Raw genomic sequence first — 16,087 nt, forward strand, 5'->3', positions numbered from 1 at the left:
TGGCGGGACTCAGGTGAGAGCCGGCTCCCGCTGGTCCAGATCGATGCTGTTGAGCAGCGAGTGCTCGTCAGCGACAGCGGTCAGAGCGTCGTTCTCAGCCTGCATCCGAAGGAGCTGGGCTTCAAGATCCTGGACGCGCTGCTGAAGCCGCCGCATCTCGGAGAGCATTCGCGGGTCGGGGCCGCCGACGTACCCGAGAAGCGCCTTTGCCATGATGAATGGTCCTCCACGCTGAGTGACCGAACCGGAACGGTACAGGTCTAGGGGGAAGGGGGACGCACGCGCGTCGCGTCACCGGAAGTGCTGGCTGGGCACTACGGCACAACCACCGTGAGCTGGGCTCACGAGGGCATGCGCCTACCGGGAGAACGCGGTCGTGTGCGCGGGCTTCCAGCGTCTCACCAAAGACGGAAAGGGTCAACACGATCACCGCACGCTACCGCTCCCCTGTCACCTGCCCGGCGGTGTCGTCACGCCTGGGGGGCTCGGGAAGGGTCCACCACGTGCTCGTGGATCATCGTTCGACGGAGTCAACCACGAGTCTGCCCGGATGGCAACCTCGTGACACCGCCGGTTCGGGATCGTTTCCCGCGAGCGCGGGCGGCCCACCGCTTGCGGGGCGGTGCGGGGCCGCTCAGCGGATCTCGAAGCCCTCGTAACCAGGGCCGACGGCCGTCCAGATCTCGGTGACCCCGCTGACGTTCCCCGGCGTCCCCGGGCCGCGCAGCCGGGCCAGCAGGAGCTCGCAGTCGGCGGCGAGCCCCTCGGCCACCACCTGCACCCGGCCGTCGCCGAGGTTGCTGGCGTAGCCGGTCAGCCCGATCTCCAGCGCCCGTGCCCTGGTCCACCAGCGGAACCCGACCTGCTGGACCTTCCCCCGGACCCAGGCGGTCACCCGGACCGGTTCCTCACTGTGGGCGTCACGACCGTGCATGCCCCGACCTTAGGGCCTGGACCGCCCGCGCGCCCGGCCGCCCCCGCACGCCGGACCGCCCGCGAACGGAGAGCGGACGGAAAGCGGGCGCACGGACGGCCGCGGCCCCGCCGGAGGACCGGCGGGGCCGCGGGAGGACGGGCGGGCGGGAGGTTCGGCGGGCTACCAGTCCCCGCCGCCGAAGTCGCCGCCGCCGAAGTCCCCGCCGCCGCCGAAGTCGCCACCGCTGCTGAAGTCGGACGCGTTGAAGTCGGCACCGGTGTAGTCGCCGCCCTCGTACTGGTCCTGGTAGCCGCCGCCCATCATGGGCGCCGCCGCGTAGGCCGGGGAGCTCATCATCGAGCCGAGCATGGTGCCGACCAGCAGGCCCGGCAGCAGTCCGCCGCCGAAGCCGCTGTAGTACCCGCCCGCGTACGGGGCGTACGCCGGGCCGGCGTTCCAGTACGGCTGCGGGCCCTGCTCGGTGTCGACGGTGCGGATCGCCGGGTCGAGGCCGGCCGCCATCCGGTCCGCGTCGGCCTGGCAGACCGGCACGGAACGGGCGGAGCCGCCGGCCGGGGCCCAGTCCACGTCCTTGACGGACGGGCCGTGCCGCGGGTCCATGAAGCACGGGGGGCGGCGCTCGGGCAGCGGGCGCTTCTCCCGCCGGGCGGCCAGGGTGGCCAGCGAGAAGCGGCCGTCCTCGATCGCCTCGGTGACCTGCTGGACGTCCTCGGGCCGCCTGGCCTCGTCCATCAGCCGCTTGGACTTCTCGTACGAGTCCAGGGCGTGGCTGTAGTCGGCGCGCTGGGCGTCGTCGGCGTCGGCCGCGGCCGGGCTGAAGTCGAGCCGCTCCAGCTCCACGCCGAAGGCGGTGATGTCCTCGTCCACGACCCGGCGCAGCTGCTCCAGCTCGGCCCGGGCCTGCTCCTCCTTGCGCTTCCTGGCACGGCGGAACAGCAGGAAGACACCGGTGCCGGCGAGCGCGACCAGCACGAGCGGGATGACCACCCAGGCGATCGAGGTGCTGTGGTTGACCCCGGTGCCCTTGGTCTGCGGCACCGCCTGGTCGACGAAGGTGTTCAGGGTGCTGTCGATGTCGCCGCCGCCCGCGCGGAAGGCCGCGCCGGCGAGGCGCTGCGGCTGGCCCGCGCCCATCGCGCCGCGGTCGCCGCCGGCGTCGAACTTGTCGCCGTGCCAGACCGCGTAGACGCCGTCGATCCCCACCAGGGTGCGGAAGTCCTTGAGACCGACCTTCGCGTAGGCCGGGGAATCCGGGATGACGGCGATGAAGATCGGCTTGTCCGCCTTGTCGATCTTCTTGGTCAGGGCGTCGGCCTGGGACTGGCTGAAGCGGCCGGTCATGTCCGGGTCCACGTAGACCCGGCCCTTCTTCATGGTGGCCGCGGCGTCGCTCAGCCCGCCGGCCGCCGAGGCGGCGGGTGCCAGCAGGAGCAGCAGCCCGAGCAGCGCCGCCACCAGGGCTAGCGGCCCGGCGCCCCGGGAACGTCGTGCAAGGGATCTCATGCCCCCGACGCTACCGTGACCGGCCTCCGAGCACGCCATACCCTTCGCATACTGGTACGGGAAGGTTTCCCCGCCGTCCGCCGGGGCGGCTCCCCTCCTCGGGGATGATGTTTCCCCCAGCCACCCCTGAGTCGGGGCCGGTACGGGAACTGCGGGAGGCCGCCGGACGTACGTTCCGGCGTGCCCGGGCGGGATCCGGGGCGTTCCGGGGGGCGTGCCGACCGTACCGTGCGGACGGGCATAGTGGTCCCGGACCACCGGTCCCATTGCCCTTTCTTTACTCAGCCCGTTCCTGACCCAACTCCCGATCGGAGCGCTCGGTGATCATCGGCCTCGTCACCGCCGTGGCGGCATCCGCCTGCTACGGCACCGGCTCGGTCCTCCAGGCCGTCGGATCCCGCCGCTCGGCCCGGGAGGAGGCGGCCAAGGGCGCCACCACCTCGACCACCGAACACGGCGGCCCGAGCCTGTCCTCGACCGCCAAGGCCGCCGTCACCTGGGAGTTCATCCTCGGCACGGTGCTCGACCTGATCGGGTTCGGGCTCGGCGCACTGGCCGCCCGGCTGCTGCCGCTGTTCCTCTCCCAGACCATCATCAGCGCCAACCTGGTGATCACCGCGGTGCTCAGCATCAAGCTGCTGGGCATCCGGCTCAAGCAGCTGGAGTGGGCCTCGATCGGCGTGCTCTGCTCGGCCCTGGTGCTGCTGGCCGTCTCGGCCGGGCCGGAGGGCGGCCACCACGCCGCGATGGCCTTCCACTGGTGGCTGCTGGTCAGCATCACCGTGCTGCTGGTCGGCGGCAGCCTGCTGGTCCGGCGGATGGGCGCCAACGGCGCGATCGTCGCCGGTCTGCTCTCCGGCCTCGGCTTCGGCGCCCTGGGCGTCGGGGTGCGCATCCTCAACGGCATCGAGCCGTTCGCGCTCGGCGAGCTGCTCTCCGACCCGGCGCTGTACGCCGTCCTGGTCGGCGGCATCGGCGGGATGTACATCCATACCGTGGCGCTCCAGATCGGCTCCGTGAACGGCGCGACCGCCGCCCTGGTGGTCGGCGAGACGGTGCTGCCCGGCGCGGCCGGCGTGCTCTGGCTCGGCGACTCCTCCAAGGCCGGCCTGGGCTGGCTCGGCGTGGCCGGCTTCGTGCTCGCGGTGGTGGCCGCGGTCGGCGTCGCCTACTTCGGCCAGGACACCCACGGCACGCCCGGGGCACCGACCCCGGAGGAGCCGCAACTCGCCCGGAAGTAGCGCGGCGGGCTCAGCCCCCGCTCCCGGTGCGCGGCACGCGCTGGCAGCGGGGGCAGAAGTAGCTGGAGCGGTTCATCCAGGCCGCCCGCCGGATCGGGGTGCCGCAGCGGCGGCAGGGCTGCTGCTCGCGGCCGTAGGCGTCGAGGTCCCGGGAGAAGTAGCCGCTCTCGCCGTTCACGTTGACGTAGAGGCTGTCGAAACTGGTGCCGCCGACGGCGAGCGCCGCGGTCATCACGTTCCGGGCGTTGGCCAGCAGCAGCAGCGCCTGGGGGCGGGTGAGCGTCGCGGTCGGCCGGTCGTAGTGCAGCTTCGAGCGCCACAGCGCCTCGTCGGCGTAGATGTTGCCGACGCCGCTGATCAGGGTCTGGTCGAGCAGGGCGCGCTTGACGGTCGTCCGCCGGGCGCGCAGCGCGGCCGCGAAGGCGGCGTCGTCGAAGCGCGGGTCGAGCGGGTCCCGGGCGATGTGCGCGATCGAGACGGGGGTCCCCTCCGGGTCCCCGTCCTCGGCCTCCTCGACCGCCAGGCCGCCGAAGGTCCGCTGGTCGACGAAGCGCAGTTCGCGCCCGCCGTCGGTGAAGCGCAGCCGGACCCGCAGGTGCTTCTCGTCGGGCACGGACGGGTCCTGGACGAGGAGTTGGCCGCTCATCCCGAGGTGGCCGATCAGCGAGAACCCGGCCCCCGTGCCGGTCAGCGGCACCCACAGGTACTTGCCGCGCCGCTGCGCGGTGCCGAGGGTGGTGCCGGTCAGCCGGGCGGTGAAGTCGGCCGCGCCGGCCGGCTGGCGGCGCACCGCGCGCGGGTGCAGCACCTGCACGTCGCGGACCGTCCGCCCGGCCGCCCAGGTGGCCAGACCACGGCGGACGACCTCGACCTCGGGAAGTTCGGGCACGGGAACACGCCTCCTGCTCGGTACGGACCAGCAGGAGTGAAGGCTACTCGGAGGTCACGCGCCGGCGGGCAGCCGGTCGGCGTACTTCTCCTTGATCGCGCGCCAGGCGCTCTCGGCGGCCTTCTGCTCGGCTTCCTTCTTGGAGCGGCCGACGCCGCTGCCGAAGTCCTCGCCGGCCACCCGGGCCGCCGCGGTGAAGGTCTTCTCGTGGTCCGGGCCGGACTCCATGACCACGTACTCCGGCACCCCGATGCCCACCGAGGCGGTGAGCTCCTGGAGGCTGGTCTTCCAGTCCAGGCCGGCGCCCAGCTGAGAGGACTCCTCGATCAGCGGGTCGAACAGGCGGTGGACGAACTCGGTGGCCGCGTCCAGCCCGCGGTCCAGGTAGATGGCGCCGATCACGGCCTCGACGGTGTCCGCGAGGATCGACGACTTGTCGCGGCCGCCGGTGCCCTCCTCGCCCTTGCCGAGGCGGATGAACGCGCCGAGCTCCAGGCCGCGGCCGACGTCCGCGAGCGCGCGGGAGTTGACCACCGCGGCGCGCAGCTTGGCGAGCGTGCCCTCCGGGACGTCCGGGTGGACGCGGTAGAGGGTGTCCGTCACCACCAGGCCCAGCACCGAGTCGCCGAGGAACTCCAGGCGCTCGTTGGTGGGCAGCCCGCCGTTCTCGTACGCGTACGAGCGGTGGGTCAGGGCACGTACCAGAAGGGCGCGCTCGAGCGTGTACCCGAGGCGCCCTTCCAGGACGTCGTATTCGGTCGAAGCCGGCCCGCCGGCCTTGCCTCCGTTGGAAGCCGACTTGCGGGTGGAGTTACCGTCCGACATCGATCCGTGCACCCCGCCGATCAGACCGAGAGGACCTGGCGACGGTTGTACGTGCCGCAGCTCGGGCACGCGATGTGGCCCAGCTTCGGCTCGTGGCAGCGGTCGCACGCCACGAGGGCCGGAACGACGGCCTTCCAGTTGGACCGACGGTGGCGCGTGTTGCTGCGCGACATCTTCCGCTTCGGAACAGCCACGGCTACTTCTCCTGGTTCTCGGCGAGACCCTCACGGGTGTCGCTGTTCTTGGATCCGTCACCCTCGTCGCCGGGGGCGGCGGAGAGTCCCTGCAGAGCCGCCCACCGGGGGTCGACGGCATCGTGGTGGTGCGCCGGGTCGTCACTCAGGCGCGCTCCGCACTCGGAGCACAGGCCCAGGCAGTCTTCCTGGCACACCGGCTGCAGCGGCAGTGCGAGCACCACCGCGTCACGCAGCACCGGCCGGAGGTCGAAGAAGTCGCCCTCCAGACGGTAAGTCTCTTCTTCCGAGTCCTCGTCGAGGTCCTCGGCCCCGGCCGTCCGGGCGCGGTGGCGCTCGTCGGACTCCGGGTAGTAGTACAGCTCCTGGTAGTCCACGTCGATGTCGAAGCCGACGGGCTCCAGGCACCGGACGCACTCGCCCTCGACGCGGGCCTCGGCCGTGCCGGTGACCAGCACGCCCTCGACCACGGACTCCAGCCGGAGCTCCAGCTCGATCGGGCTCTTCTCCGGCACGCCGATCACGTCGATGATCCCGAGGCCCTCGGGGGCCTCCACGGTCCGGCTCACCTTGCGCATCGAGCCCGGACGCCGACCGAGCTCGTGCGTGTCGAACACGAGGGGGTCGCGGTGGTCGAGGCGGTTCACGGTGTCCTGACTTCCATAGGAAACGATCGAAGAGTCCCCATACGATTCGGCGCCGCGAGGGCAAGCCGACAGCCGGACATGGGGAGGCCGGAGTGGTCAGACTACCGGAGTCTCCCGCCAGGCCCAACTTCGGTCCCGTCAGGAGACTCCGCGACGAGCCCGTCAGCGGCCGCCGAGCTCCCGCAGCCTGGTCATGTCGATCATGCTGGTGTCGAAGAAGCTGGTCTCGTCCAGCCCCTGCCCCTGCTGCTGGCCGTGGCCCTGCTGCTGGTGCGGGACGGCCGGCGGGGCGGCGGGCTGCTGGGGGTAGGCGTAGCCGTCGTACGGCTGCGCGCCGTAGCCCGGCTGCTGCTGGGGGTAGCCTTCCGCGGCCGCCGGCCCGGGGTGCCCCCAGCCGTCCTGCTGCTGGTCCGGGTAGCCCTGCTGCTGGTAACCGCCCTGCTGCTGGCCCCACTGGGCGTGGTACGGATCCCCCTGGCCGGCCGGGTCGTAGCCGCCGCCGTACACCTCGGCGTACTGCGCGCCCGGCTGCGGGGCGGTCGCGTACTGCTCGCCGCCCGGGGCCTGCCAGCCGGCCGCGGCCGGGGTCTGCTCCGGCCAGGTCTGCTGCTGCGGGACGTCCTCGCGGTACCAGGCGATGTCGTCGCCCTCGGGGTCGTGGGCGAAGCCCGCCGCCACCGCCTCGGCCCGCTCCTTGGCCTGCTGGGCCTGGTCGGCCGCGGCCAGGTAGGCGCCCAGCTCGTCGATCGGCCGCTTGCCGAGCAGCTTGTCCCGGCCCTTGCCGACCGCTTCCAGGGTGGCGCTGAGCACGTTCTCCAGGGTGGCGAGCTTCACGTCGACGTACTCGTCGACCTCGGGGCTCGGGCTGATCCGCTGCGGGCGGAACTCCTCGCCGTCGCCCTCGCCGTCCGGCTCGGTCTCGAAGACGCCGGAGTCGCCGCGCAGCTTGTTCCGGCCGCGGCCGACGGCGCCCAGCGTCTTGGTCAGCACGACCTCGAAGTTGGCGAGCTTGCTGTCCACGTAGTCGTCGGCCTCGGCCCGCTTGGCGTCGACCTCGGCCCGCGCCTCGGCGAGGATCCGGTCGGCCTCGGCCTGGGCCTGGCGGACCACCTCGGTGTCCGAGATCAGCGAGCCGCGCTCGGCGTGCGCGCCCTGGATGATCCGGTCGGCCTCGGCCTGGGCGCCGGCCACCATCTGCTCGTGGTCGGCCATCACCGACTGGGCCTGGGCGAGTTCGGCGGGCAGGGCCGACCTGAGGTCGTTGAGCAGGCCGATCAGCTCGGCCCGGTTCACCACGCAGGAGGCCGACATCGGCATCGAGCGGGCGTTCTCGACCGCCGCCACGATCTCGTCGACCTTGTTCTGCACGTCCACGGGGCTCCGTCTTTCCGTGTGCCGCCGACGGTCCGGCGGAGGCAGGCCCGAGCGGTGGACCTCACCGCGGGGCAGGAGTACTGACTGTACGGCCACTGCCCCGCGGGGTCACAACACCCGAGCCGAACCGCCGCCGGTGGAAACGGACATGACGTGACGAACCGGCAGAACCGGACGGGCGGCTACTGCTCGGCCCTGCGCTCCGCGATCCGCTCGACCAGCCGGCGGTGCACCGTCTGCGGCAGCAGGTGCGAGACGTCGCCGCCGTACGAGGCGACCTCCTTGACCAGCGTCGAGGAGAGGAAGCTGTACGTCGGCGAGGTCGGCACGAACAGCGTCTCCACCCCGGTCAGCCCGTGGTTCATCTGGGCCATCTGGAGCTCGTAGTCGAAGTCGCTGACCGCGCGCAGCCCCTTGATGATCGCGGGGATGCCGCGCTCCCGGCAGAAGTCCACCAGCAGGCCGTGGTGCGACTCGACCACCACGTTCCCGAAGCCGGCGGTGACCTCCTCGATCAGGCCGATCCGCTCCTCGACGCTGAACATGCCCTGCTTGTTCCGGTTGATCAGGACCGCGACATGCACCGCGTCGTACAGCTTCGAGGCGCGCTCGATGATGTCGAGGTGGCCGTTGGTGATCGGGTCGAACGAACCGGGACAGACGGCTCGGCGCATGGCGTGTGTGCTCCCTCGTGGGGTGACGGCTGCTGCGGGCCGCGGCCCGCTACTCCTGCTCCTCGGCCTCGGCGGCGCGACCGTACCAGAGCGTGCCCTCGCCGTAGCGGCGGGAGCGCAGCTCCTCGAAGCCCTCGGGCCAGGCGAACCCGCCGCCCCGGGTGCTGCGCTCCACGGTGACGAGTGCGTCCGGCGCGAACCAGCCCCCGGCCCGGAGTGTGATCAGCATCTCCCGGAGCTCCTCGTCCGTCACCGCGTACGGCGGGTCGAGGAAGGCCAGGTCGTACGGGCTCGGCGGGGGCGGGCCCGCGATCACCTTCTCCGCCCTGGCGGCCCGCACCTCGGCCCCCGGCAGGCCGATCGCCCGGACGTTCTCCCGGATCACCCGGGCCGCCTGGGCGTCCGCCTCGACCAGCAGGACGTGCTCGGCGCCGCGCGACAGCGCCTCCAGCCCGACCGCGCCCGATCCGCCGAACAGGTCCAGCATCCGGGCCCCGTGCAGGGTGCCGCGCAGCGCCTCCAGGGTGGAGAACATCGCCTCGCGGGCCTTGTCGGAGGTCGGGCGGGTGCCCCGGCCGGGCGGTACGGCCAGCCGGCGGCCGCCGGCCGCCCCGGCGATCACGCGGGTCATGGTGGTGAAGAGTCCTTTCGTCGCTGCCCGACCACGCTATACGGCCGTGGCCCCCGCCGGTCCTCCCGGCGGGGGCCACGATCGCGCACCCGGGTGGTCAGCTCGCCTCGGAGCCCGCCTGCTGGGCCGGGACGCCCGAGCCGAGCAGGGCCGGCGAGGCGTAGCGGGACCAGGACAGGCAGCCGTCGGGCGGGCAGTACTCGGGGCGGCGCGGGTCGTGCCCGAGCTCGCGCAGCTTGGTGCGGACGGAGTCGGGCGTGCGGCCGAAGCGGGCGGCGATCCGGGCGACGGTCTCGCCGTCGTGGAAGCGCCGGACCAGCTCCTCCTCGTGCTGCGGCACCCAGGGGGCGCCGTGGCCGGGGTACAGCTCGCGCAGCACGTCGCGGTCGGGGATGGGCTCGGAGACGTCGGCGACGATCGCCAGCGCCCGCAGCGCGCGGTTGAGCGCGATCCGCAGCGAGGCGACGTCCTCGACCGGCAGGCGCAGCCGGCCCGAGGCGAGCGGCTCGGCGGCCGCCCCCTCGCGCCAGCCGGTCAGGGTGAGGGTGACCTCGCGGTCGTCGTCGCTGGCGAGTTCGATCCGGAAGACCTTGTCGCCCAGCGGGAGCTCGTTGAGATGACGGAATGCCATGGCAGGACCCCCAAGTGTCGTGCCAGGAACGCACCTTGGGGGTGCGCCCTGAACACCTTCATTCTCTCCCTGGGGTCTGACAGTCCGGCCCGGCCGAGGGGCCGCTCAGCCCTTCTCCATGTAGGCCGCGCGGTCCTCGTCGAGCAGGCTCTCCAGTGCGGTGCGCAGCTCCGGGTGGGCGGCCAGCCGGGGGTCCTCGGCGACCAGCCGGGTGGCCTCGGTGCGGGCGGTGAGGATGACCTCCTCGTCCTCCAGCACCGAGAGCACCTTGAGCGAGGACTTCACCCCGGACTGGGCCTGGCCCAGCACGTCGCCCTCGCGGCGCTGTTCGAGGTCGATCCGGGACAGCTCGAAGCCGTCCAGGGTGCCCGCCACCGCCTCCAGCCGGGCCCGCGCGGCGCTGCCCGCGGGCATCTCGCTGACCAGCAGACACAGGCCGGGCGCGCTGCCGCGGCCGACCCGGCCGCGCAGCTGGTGGAGCTGGGAGACGCCGAAGCGGTCGGCGTCCATGATGACCATCGCGGTGGAGTTGGGGACGTTGACGCCGACCTCGATCACCGTGGTGGCGACCAGCACGTCCACCTCGCCGGCCGCGAACCGGCGCATCACCTCGTCCTTGGCCTCCGGCGCGAGCCGCCCGTGCAGGACCTCCACCCGCAGGCCGGCCAGCGGGCCCTTCGCCAGCTTCTCGGCCGTCTCCACCACCGAGAGCGGCGGCCGCCGCTCGTCGCTCGCGGCGCCCGCGTCGGCGACCTCCTCGAAGTCCTCCTCGGCGGCCCGGCGGCGCTTCTTCCCGGCGGCGGCCGGCTCCTCGTCCCCGATCCGGGGGCAGACCACGTACGCCTGGTGGCCCTTGGCGACCTCCTCGCGGACCCGCTCCCAGGCCCGGGTGAGGAAGTTGGGCTTCTCCAGCGCCGGGACGACGTGGGTGGAGATCGGCGAGCGGCCGGCCGGCAGCTGGTCCAGGACGGACGTCTCCAGGTCCCCGAAGACCGTCATCGCGACGGTGCGCGGGATCGGCGTGGCGGTCATCACCAGCAGGTGCGGCGGCTGTTCGCCCTTGGCGCGCAGCGCGTCCCGCTGCTCGACGCCGAAGCGGTGCTGCTCGTCCACCACGACCAGGCCGAGGTCCTGGAACTGCACCTTGTCCTCGATCAGCGCGTGGGTGCCGATGGCGAGCCCGGCGTCCCCGCAGGCCATGTCGAGCAGCGCCTGGCGGCGGGCGGCGGCGCTCGTCGAGCCGGTCAGCAGCACCACCCGGGTGCCGAGGTCGGAGCCGCCGAGCAGGCCGCCCTCGGCGAGGTCCCCCATCATCTCGACGATCGAGCGGTGGTGCTGCTGGGCGAGCACCTCGGTGGGCGCCAGCAGCACCGCCTGGCCGCCCGCGTCCACCACGGCGAGCATGGCGCGCAGCGCGACCAGCGTCTTGCCCGAGCCGACCTCGCCCTGGAGCAGCCGGTGCATCGGGTGCTCGGTGGCGAGGTCGGCGGCGATCTCGGCGGAGACCTTCCGCTGGCCCTCGGTGAGGGTGAACGGCAGCCGGGCGTCGAAGGCGTCCAGCAGGCCGCCCTCGCGGGCCCGGCGCGGCTTGGCGGGCAGGGCGGAGTCGGCGGCCCGGCGCTGCGCCAGGGCGACCTGGAGCACGAAGGCCTCGTCCCAGCGCAGCCGGCTCTGGGCGCGTTCGCGGTCGGCGTGGTTGCGCGGGCGGTGGATCAGCTCCAGCGCCTCGGGCAGCGGGACCAGGTCGTGCCGCTCGCGCAGCTCGGCGGGCAGCGGCTCGCCGACGTCGCCGAGGTGCTTGGTGAGCGCCGTCTCGATGCAGATCGACAGCTTCCAGCTGGGCATCTGGGCGCTGGCGCCGTACACCGGGATGAGCCGGCCGGCGAACTGCTTCGCGGCGTCCGAGCCGGCGTCCTCGTCGAGCAGCTGGTAGTCCGGCGAGACCAGCTGGCGGGTGCGGTTGAAGACGCCGACCTTGCCGGCGAACAGGCCCTGGGCACCGGCCCTGAGCTCCTTCTGCCGCCAGCCCTGGTTGAAGAAGACCAGGGAGAGCCGGCTGCGGCCGTCGGTGACGACCACCTCCAGCCGGTCGCCCTTGCGGCCGCGGAACGGGATCAGGGTGACCTTCTCGATCCGGGCCAGCACGGTGACGTGCTCGTCGACCTCCAGCTCGTCCAGGCTGGTGAGCTGGCCGCGCTCGACGTAGCGGCGCGGGTAGTGGTGCAGCAGGTCCCCGACCGTGCGCAGCTTGAGGCTGTCGGCGAGCACCTTCGCGGTGCGGTCGCCGACGAGCTTGGTCAGTGGTTCATCGAGAGCGCCCATCAGCGCCCTGTTTACACCACCGGACCGACAGAACGGGCCCGGACGTGCCCCTACTCCACCCCGATGAGCAGCGGCGCCGGCTCCTGGCCGCCGTGGAAGACCACCGCGTCCACCTCCGGCCGCCGGTGCCGGACGTGGGCGACCAGCCGTTCCGCGAGGGCCTCGTCGGCGCCCTCGCCGAGGACCAGGGTGACGAGTTCGCCGCCGGCCCCGAGCATCCGGTCCAGCACGCTCTCGCCGACCTCGGCCAGGCCGGCGCCGATCACCGCGACGTCGCCGTCGATCAGCCCGAGCACGTCCCCGGCCTGGCAGACCCCTGCCATCGTCCAGGACTCCCCCTCCGCGACGGCCAGCTCGGCGTAGCGGGTGGCCCCGGCGGCGGAGGTCATGGCGACGACGTCCTCGTCGAAGCGGCGGCCGCCCTCGTGCACCGCGAGCGCGGCCAGCCCCTGCACCGGCGAGCGGGTGGGCAGCACGGCGATCCGCACCCCCTCCTCGCGCAGCTGGTCGGCGGCGGCCCCGGCGGCGGCGCGCAGCTCGGGGTCGTTGAGCAGCAGGACGACCTCGCGGGCGGCCGAGCGGCGCACCGCGGCGGCGAGCTCGGCGCTGGCCGGCGGGCGGTCCGGGTCGGCGTGCAGGACGACGGCGCCGGCCTGCTCGCAGAGTTCGGCCAGGCCCTCGCCGGAGACCACCGAGAGCACCGCGCGGGCCCGCTCCTCGCGTTCGCCGGCCTCGGCGGCGGTGCCGGAGCGGGCGGCGGCCTCGGCGAAGTGGGTGATCCGGATCTGGTGCGGGCGCCCGGCGCGCACCCCGGCCTCCACCGCGGCGCCCGCGTCGTCCACGTGGACGTGCACGTTCCACAGGCCGTCGCCGCCGCCGATCACCAGCGAGTCGCCGAGCCGGCCGAGCCGCTCGCGCAGCGCGGGCAGCGCCTCGTCGGGGGCGTCCAGCAGGTAGATGACCTCGAAGGCGGGGTGGCCGGGGCCGGGCGGCCTGAGGTGGGTCTCGCAGCTCTGGGCGGCCCGGACGTCCCCGCGCAGCGCGACCGGTCCCATCGGCTGCTGCCCGGCGACGGCGTCGGCGAGCGCGCCCAGCACGGCCACCAGGCCGCGCCCGCCGGCGTCCACCACGCCGTTCTCGGCGAGCACGGCGAGCTGCTCGGGGGTGTGGCGCAGCGCGTCCCGGGCGGCGCGGTAGGCGGTGTCGGCGACCTGCGCGAGCCCGTCCCCGGCCCGGACGGCCTCCCGGGCGGCGACCCTGGCGACGGTCAGCAGGGTGCCCTCGACGGGCTCCGCGACGGCCTGGTAGGCGGAGTCGGCGGCCCGTTGCAGGGCGGCCCGCAGCTGTTCGGCGCCGCCGCCCTCGGCCAGCGTCTCGGCGGTGCCGCGCAGCCACTGGGCGAGGATCACCCCGGAGTTGCCGCGGGCGCCGAGCAGCGCGCCGCGGGCCATCGCCCGGACGGTGTCGGCCAGCCCGGGGGCCGGGTCGAGGGCCGGGTCGGCGAAGCGGCTCTCCACCTCGGCGGCGGCGGACTCGACGGTCAGGTAGAGGTTGGTGCCGGTGTCGCCGTCCGGAACGGGGTAGACGTTGAGGGCGTCGATCTCCTCGCGGGCCTGGCCGAGCGCGCGCAGGGCGAGCTGGCACCAGGTGCGCACGGCCGGGGCGTCGAGCGTGTGCAGCACCAGTCTCCTCCGGATGGGAACGCCGGCGACGGCCCGAGGGCGGTGGCGCGTGCCGGGCGGCGGCGTGGGGTGATACCGGCAGGTTATCGGGGGCGGGGCGCCCCTTCCCGTCCCGGCGGCCGGAGCGATCACTCGGCCGGTCATGGTAGTTTCGTGGGACGGAAGCAAGCGTTGTATGCTCTTCCGGTTGCCTGGAACCGTCCAGGCTCACCCCCTTGTCCGGTCTGGTTCACGCGAGTGTTCTGGTGGTTGAGCGGGGTTTTCGAAAGTATCTGATCTGAAGTCTTGGAGTGACTCCTGTGGCTGCCAACTGCGACGTCTGCGGCAAGGGGCCGGGCTTCGGCAACAGCATCTCCCACTCTCACCGCCGTACCCCCCGTCGTTGGAACCCCAACATCCAGACGGTGCGCGCTGTGATTGGGCGGACGCCGAAGCGGCTCAACGTCTGCACCTCGTGCATCAAGGCCGGTAAGGTCTCGCGCTGACGCGCAGACCGGCAAGCCGGTCCTCCAGTGAGCCGGTTCATCCTCGGATGAGCCGGCTTCGCTGTTTCCGTGGCCGGCGACGCCGTTTTCCGGACTCACCAGTGGTGGGCGGGCTCCCTTGCGGGAGGCCGCCCACCACTGTTTTCCCCGGGCGTGCTCAGCGCCGGCGCCAGGCGTGGTCGACCGGGCCGATGCCGGCGCCCAGGGCGAAGCCTGCGGCGATCGCGCCGGTGACGTACTCCTTGGCCGAGGCCACCGCCCGCGGCAGCGGCTCGCCCTTGGCCAGGCCGGCCGCGATCGCGCTGGCCAGGGTGCAGCCGGTGCCGTGGGTGTGGCGGTTGTCGTGGCGCGGCGCCCGGAACCAGTGCACCTCGTCCGGCCCGCCGTACAGCAGGTCGGCGGCCTCGCCCGGCAGGTGGCCGCCCTTGACCAGCGCCCAGCGCGGCCCGAGGTCGACCAGCGCCCGGGCGGCGTCCAGCATCTGCGACTCGTCCTCGACGGTCCGCCCGGTGAGCTGGGTCACCTCGTGCAGGTTGGGGGTGGCCAGGGTGGCGACCGGCAGCAGCTTCTCGCGGACGGTGGCGACGGCCTCGGCGGCCAGCAGCGCGTCCCCGTGCTTGGAGACGCCGACCGGGTCGACCACCACCGGGGCGTCCACCCCGGCCAGCAGCCCGGCGACGGTCTCGACCAGTTCCACCGAGGCGAGCATGCCGGTCTTCACGGCCTGCACCCCGATGTCGTCCACCACACTGCGGAACTGCGCCCGGACGGCTTCGGCGGGCAGTTCCCAGTAGCCCTGGACGCCGAGGGAGTTCTGTGCGGTGACGGCGGTGATCACGCTCATGCCGTGGACGCCGAGGGCGAGCATCGCCTTGAGGTCGGCCTGGATGCCGGCGCCGCCGCCGGAGTCGGAGCCGGCGACGGTGAGCACGCGGGGAGGTGCGGTGGAGGACATGGCCCCCAACCTACCCGCGCGCGCTCAGAGCACCGCCTCGGACTCCGCCCAGCGCTCCTGCGGCACCGTCTTCAGCCGGGTCACCGCGTCGCCGATCGGCAGCAGTTCGATGCCGGTCCGGCGCAGCGCGGTGAAGTGCCCGAACGCGCCCCGGTGGACGGCCTCCACCGCGTGCCAGCCGAACCGGGTGGCCAGCACCCGGTCCCGGGCGGTCGGGGTGCCGCCGCGCTGGACGTGGCCGAGGATGACCGGGCGGGCCTCCTTGCCGAGCAGGTCCTCCAGCTCGTGGGCGAGCCGGTTGCCGATCCCGCCGAAGGTCCGGTGGCCGTACTGGTCGACCTCGCCGTGGTCGAAGCGCATGGTGCCGGGCACCGGGGTGGCGCCCTCGGCGACGGCGATGATGGCGAACTTCTTGCCGCGCGCGAAGCGGTCCTCGATTATCCGGGCCACCGCCTCGATGTCGAAGGGCCTCTCCGGGATCAGGATGCCGTGCGCGCCGCCCGCCATGCCGGCGGTCAGGGTGATCCAGCCGGTGTGCCGGCCCATCAACTCGACGACCATGACGCGCTGGTGGGACTCGGCGGTGGTCTTCAGCCGGTCGATCGCCTCGGTCGCGACGTGCACCGCGGTGTCGAAGCCGAAGGTCACGTCGGTGGCGTCGATGTCGTTGTCGATGGTCTTCGGCACCCCGACCACGGGCAGTCCGGCGTCGCTGAACAGCTTGGCGGCGGTCAGCGTCCCCTCGCCGCCGATCGCGATCAGCGCGTCGATGCCGATCTGCCGGGCCAGCGTCCGGGCGTTCTCCACCGCCCAGGCGATCCGGTCCCGGCGCACCCGGGCCGAGCCCAGCACGGTGCCGCCGAGGGTGAGCAGGCCGGTGACGTCGTCGTGGGTGACCGTCCTGGTGCGGCCCTCGATCAGCCCGAGGAAGCCGTCCAGGATGCCGACGATCTCGTCGCCGTGGACGTCGGTGCCCCGGTGCACCACCGAGCGGATCACCGCGTTGAGGCCGGGGCAGTCGCCGCCGCTGGTCAGGACACCGATGCGCATGTCTGGGGTGCTCCCGCTCGCCGTGGTTCGGACCACCCGCGCCGGGC

The 16,087-nt window shown here is 73.4% G+C and carries 17 protein-coding genes; 2 read left to right on the plus strand and 15 right to left on the minus strand.

All coding sequences use genetic code 11. The features are described 5' to 3' along the window. Positions 1-9: 9 nt before the first annotated feature. From ACH5AR_RS30700 to ACH5AR_RS30710, 3 genes are all read right to left on the minus strand, one after another. Positions 10-213: a hypothetical protein gene (locus tag ACH5AR_RS30700; protein WP_030056753.1), complete on the minus strand. Its 204-nt coding sequence runs from the start codon at positions 211-213 to the stop codon at positions 10-12. A gap of 421 nt (positions 214-634) precedes the next feature. After that, positions 635-934, minus strand: coding sequence for an acylphosphatase (locus ACH5AR_RS30705; RefSeq protein WP_396304795.1), 300 nt, complete (start codon positions 932-934; stop codon positions 635-637). A 162-nt stretch (positions 935-1,096) separates the two neighbouring features. Further along, a complete protein-coding gene (locus ACH5AR_RS30710) occupies positions 1,097-2,440 on the minus strand; it encodes a hypothetical protein (RefSeq protein WP_396304796.1) in 1,344 nt (447 codons plus the stop codon). Positions 2,441-2,760: 320 nt separating this feature from the next. Here ACH5AR_RS30710 and ACH5AR_RS30715 point away from each other — a divergent pair, with 320 nt between their 5' ends. Beyond that, positions 2,761-3,681: a hypothetical protein gene (locus ACH5AR_RS30715; protein WP_396304797.1), complete on the plus strand. Its 921-nt coding sequence runs from the start codon at positions 2,761-2,763 to the stop codon at positions 3,679-3,681. 10 nt (positions 3,682-3,691) lie between these two features. Here the strand turns inward: ACH5AR_RS30715 and mutM are convergent, their stop codons facing one another. The 10 genes from mutM to ACH5AR_RS30765 form a co-directional block, all read right to left on the minus strand. Next, complete coding sequence (mutM, locus tag ACH5AR_RS30720) at positions 3,692-4,570, minus strand: bifunctional DNA-formamidopyrimidine glycosylase/DNA-(apurinic or apyrimidinic site) lyase (RefSeq protein ID WP_396304798.1); 879 nt, start codon at positions 4,568-4,570, stop codon at positions 3,692-3,694. Positions 4,571-4,624: 54 nt separating this feature from the next. Then, on the minus strand, positions 4,625-5,395 hold the full coding sequence (gene rnc / locus ACH5AR_RS30725; protein WP_396304799.1) for a ribonuclease III: 771 nt from the start codon (positions 5,393-5,395) through the stop codon (positions 4,625-4,627). Between the two features lie 20 nt (positions 5,396-5,415). Further along, on the minus strand, positions 5,416-5,589 hold the full coding sequence (rpmF, locus tag ACH5AR_RS30730) for a 50S ribosomal protein L32 (protein ID WP_030056747.1): 174 nt from the start codon (positions 5,587-5,589) through the stop codon (positions 5,416-5,418). A gap of 2 nt (positions 5,590-5,591) precedes the next feature. Then, positions 5,592-6,236 carry a YceD family protein gene (locus ACH5AR_RS30735; protein ID WP_396304800.1) on the minus strand — a complete coding sequence of 215 codons (645 nt, stop codon included), beginning with the start codon at positions 6,234-6,236 and terminating at the stop codon, positions 5,592-5,594. 162 nt (positions 6,237-6,398) lie between these two features. Then, positions 6,399-7,610, minus strand: coding sequence for a cell division initiation protein (locus ACH5AR_RS30740; RefSeq protein ID WP_396304801.1), 1,212 nt, complete (start codon positions 7,608-7,610; stop codon positions 6,399-6,401). Between the two features lie 182 nt (positions 7,611-7,792). Further along, positions 7,793-8,284 (minus strand): pantetheine-phosphate adenylyltransferase, encoded by a 492-nt coding sequence (coaD, locus tag ACH5AR_RS30745; protein ID WP_396304802.1) that lies wholly within the window; start codon positions 8,282-8,284, stop codon positions 7,793-7,795. Between the two features lie 49 nt (positions 8,285-8,333). Then, positions 8,334-8,915, minus strand: coding sequence for a 16S rRNA (guanine(966)-N(2))-methyltransferase RsmD (gene rsmD, locus ACH5AR_RS30750; protein WP_396304803.1), 582 nt, complete (start codon positions 8,913-8,915; stop codon positions 8,334-8,336). Positions 8,916-9,012: 97 nt separating this feature from the next. Beyond that, entirely contained in the window at positions 9,013-9,546 is a 534-nt protein-coding gene (locus tag ACH5AR_RS30755) for a hypothetical protein (protein ID WP_396304804.1), read from the minus strand. A 105-nt stretch (positions 9,547-9,651) separates the two neighbouring features. Then, positions 9,652-11,868 carry an ATP-dependent DNA helicase RecG gene (recG, locus tag ACH5AR_RS30760; protein ID WP_396304805.1) on the minus strand — a complete coding sequence of 739 codons (2,217 nt, stop codon included), beginning with the start codon at positions 11,866-11,868 and terminating at the stop codon, positions 9,652-9,654. Positions 11,869-11,918: 50 nt separating this feature from the next. Beyond that, positions 11,919-13,550 (minus strand): DAK2 domain-containing protein, encoded by a 1,632-nt coding sequence (locus tag ACH5AR_RS30765; RefSeq protein ID WP_396304806.1) that lies wholly within the window; start codon positions 13,548-13,550, stop codon positions 11,919-11,921. Positions 13,551-13,849: 299 nt separating this feature from the next. Between ACH5AR_RS30765 and rpmB the strand changes: the two genes are divergently transcribed. Continuing rightward, positions 13,850-14,035 carry a 50S ribosomal protein L28 gene (gene rpmB, locus ACH5AR_RS30770; protein WP_014138233.1) on the plus strand — a complete coding sequence of 62 codons (186 nt, stop codon included), beginning with the start codon at positions 13,850-13,852 and terminating at the stop codon, positions 14,033-14,035. A gap of 157 nt (positions 14,036-14,192) precedes the next feature. On the opposite strand, the gene thiD is transcribed toward rpmB, so the two are convergent. Both thiD and ACH5AR_RS30780 read right to left on the minus strand, forming a co-directional pair. Next, positions 14,193-14,990: a bifunctional hydroxymethylpyrimidine kinase/phosphomethylpyrimidine kinase gene (thiD, locus tag ACH5AR_RS30775; protein ID WP_396304807.1), complete on the minus strand. Its 798-nt coding sequence runs from the start codon at positions 14,988-14,990 to the stop codon at positions 14,193-14,195. Between the two features lie 24 nt (positions 14,991-15,014). Further along, positions 15,015-16,040: an ATP-dependent 6-phosphofructokinase gene (locus ACH5AR_RS30780; RefSeq protein WP_396304808.1), complete on the minus strand. Its 1,026-nt coding sequence runs from the start codon at positions 16,038-16,040 to the stop codon at positions 15,015-15,017. Between the last annotated feature and the right edge of the window lie 47 nt (positions 16,041-16,087).

The sequence above is a fragment of the Kitasatospora sp. NPDC018619 genome, assembly GCF_044391605.1.
GTDB lineage: Bacteria > Actinomycetota > Actinomycetes > Streptomycetales > Streptomycetaceae > Kitasatospora.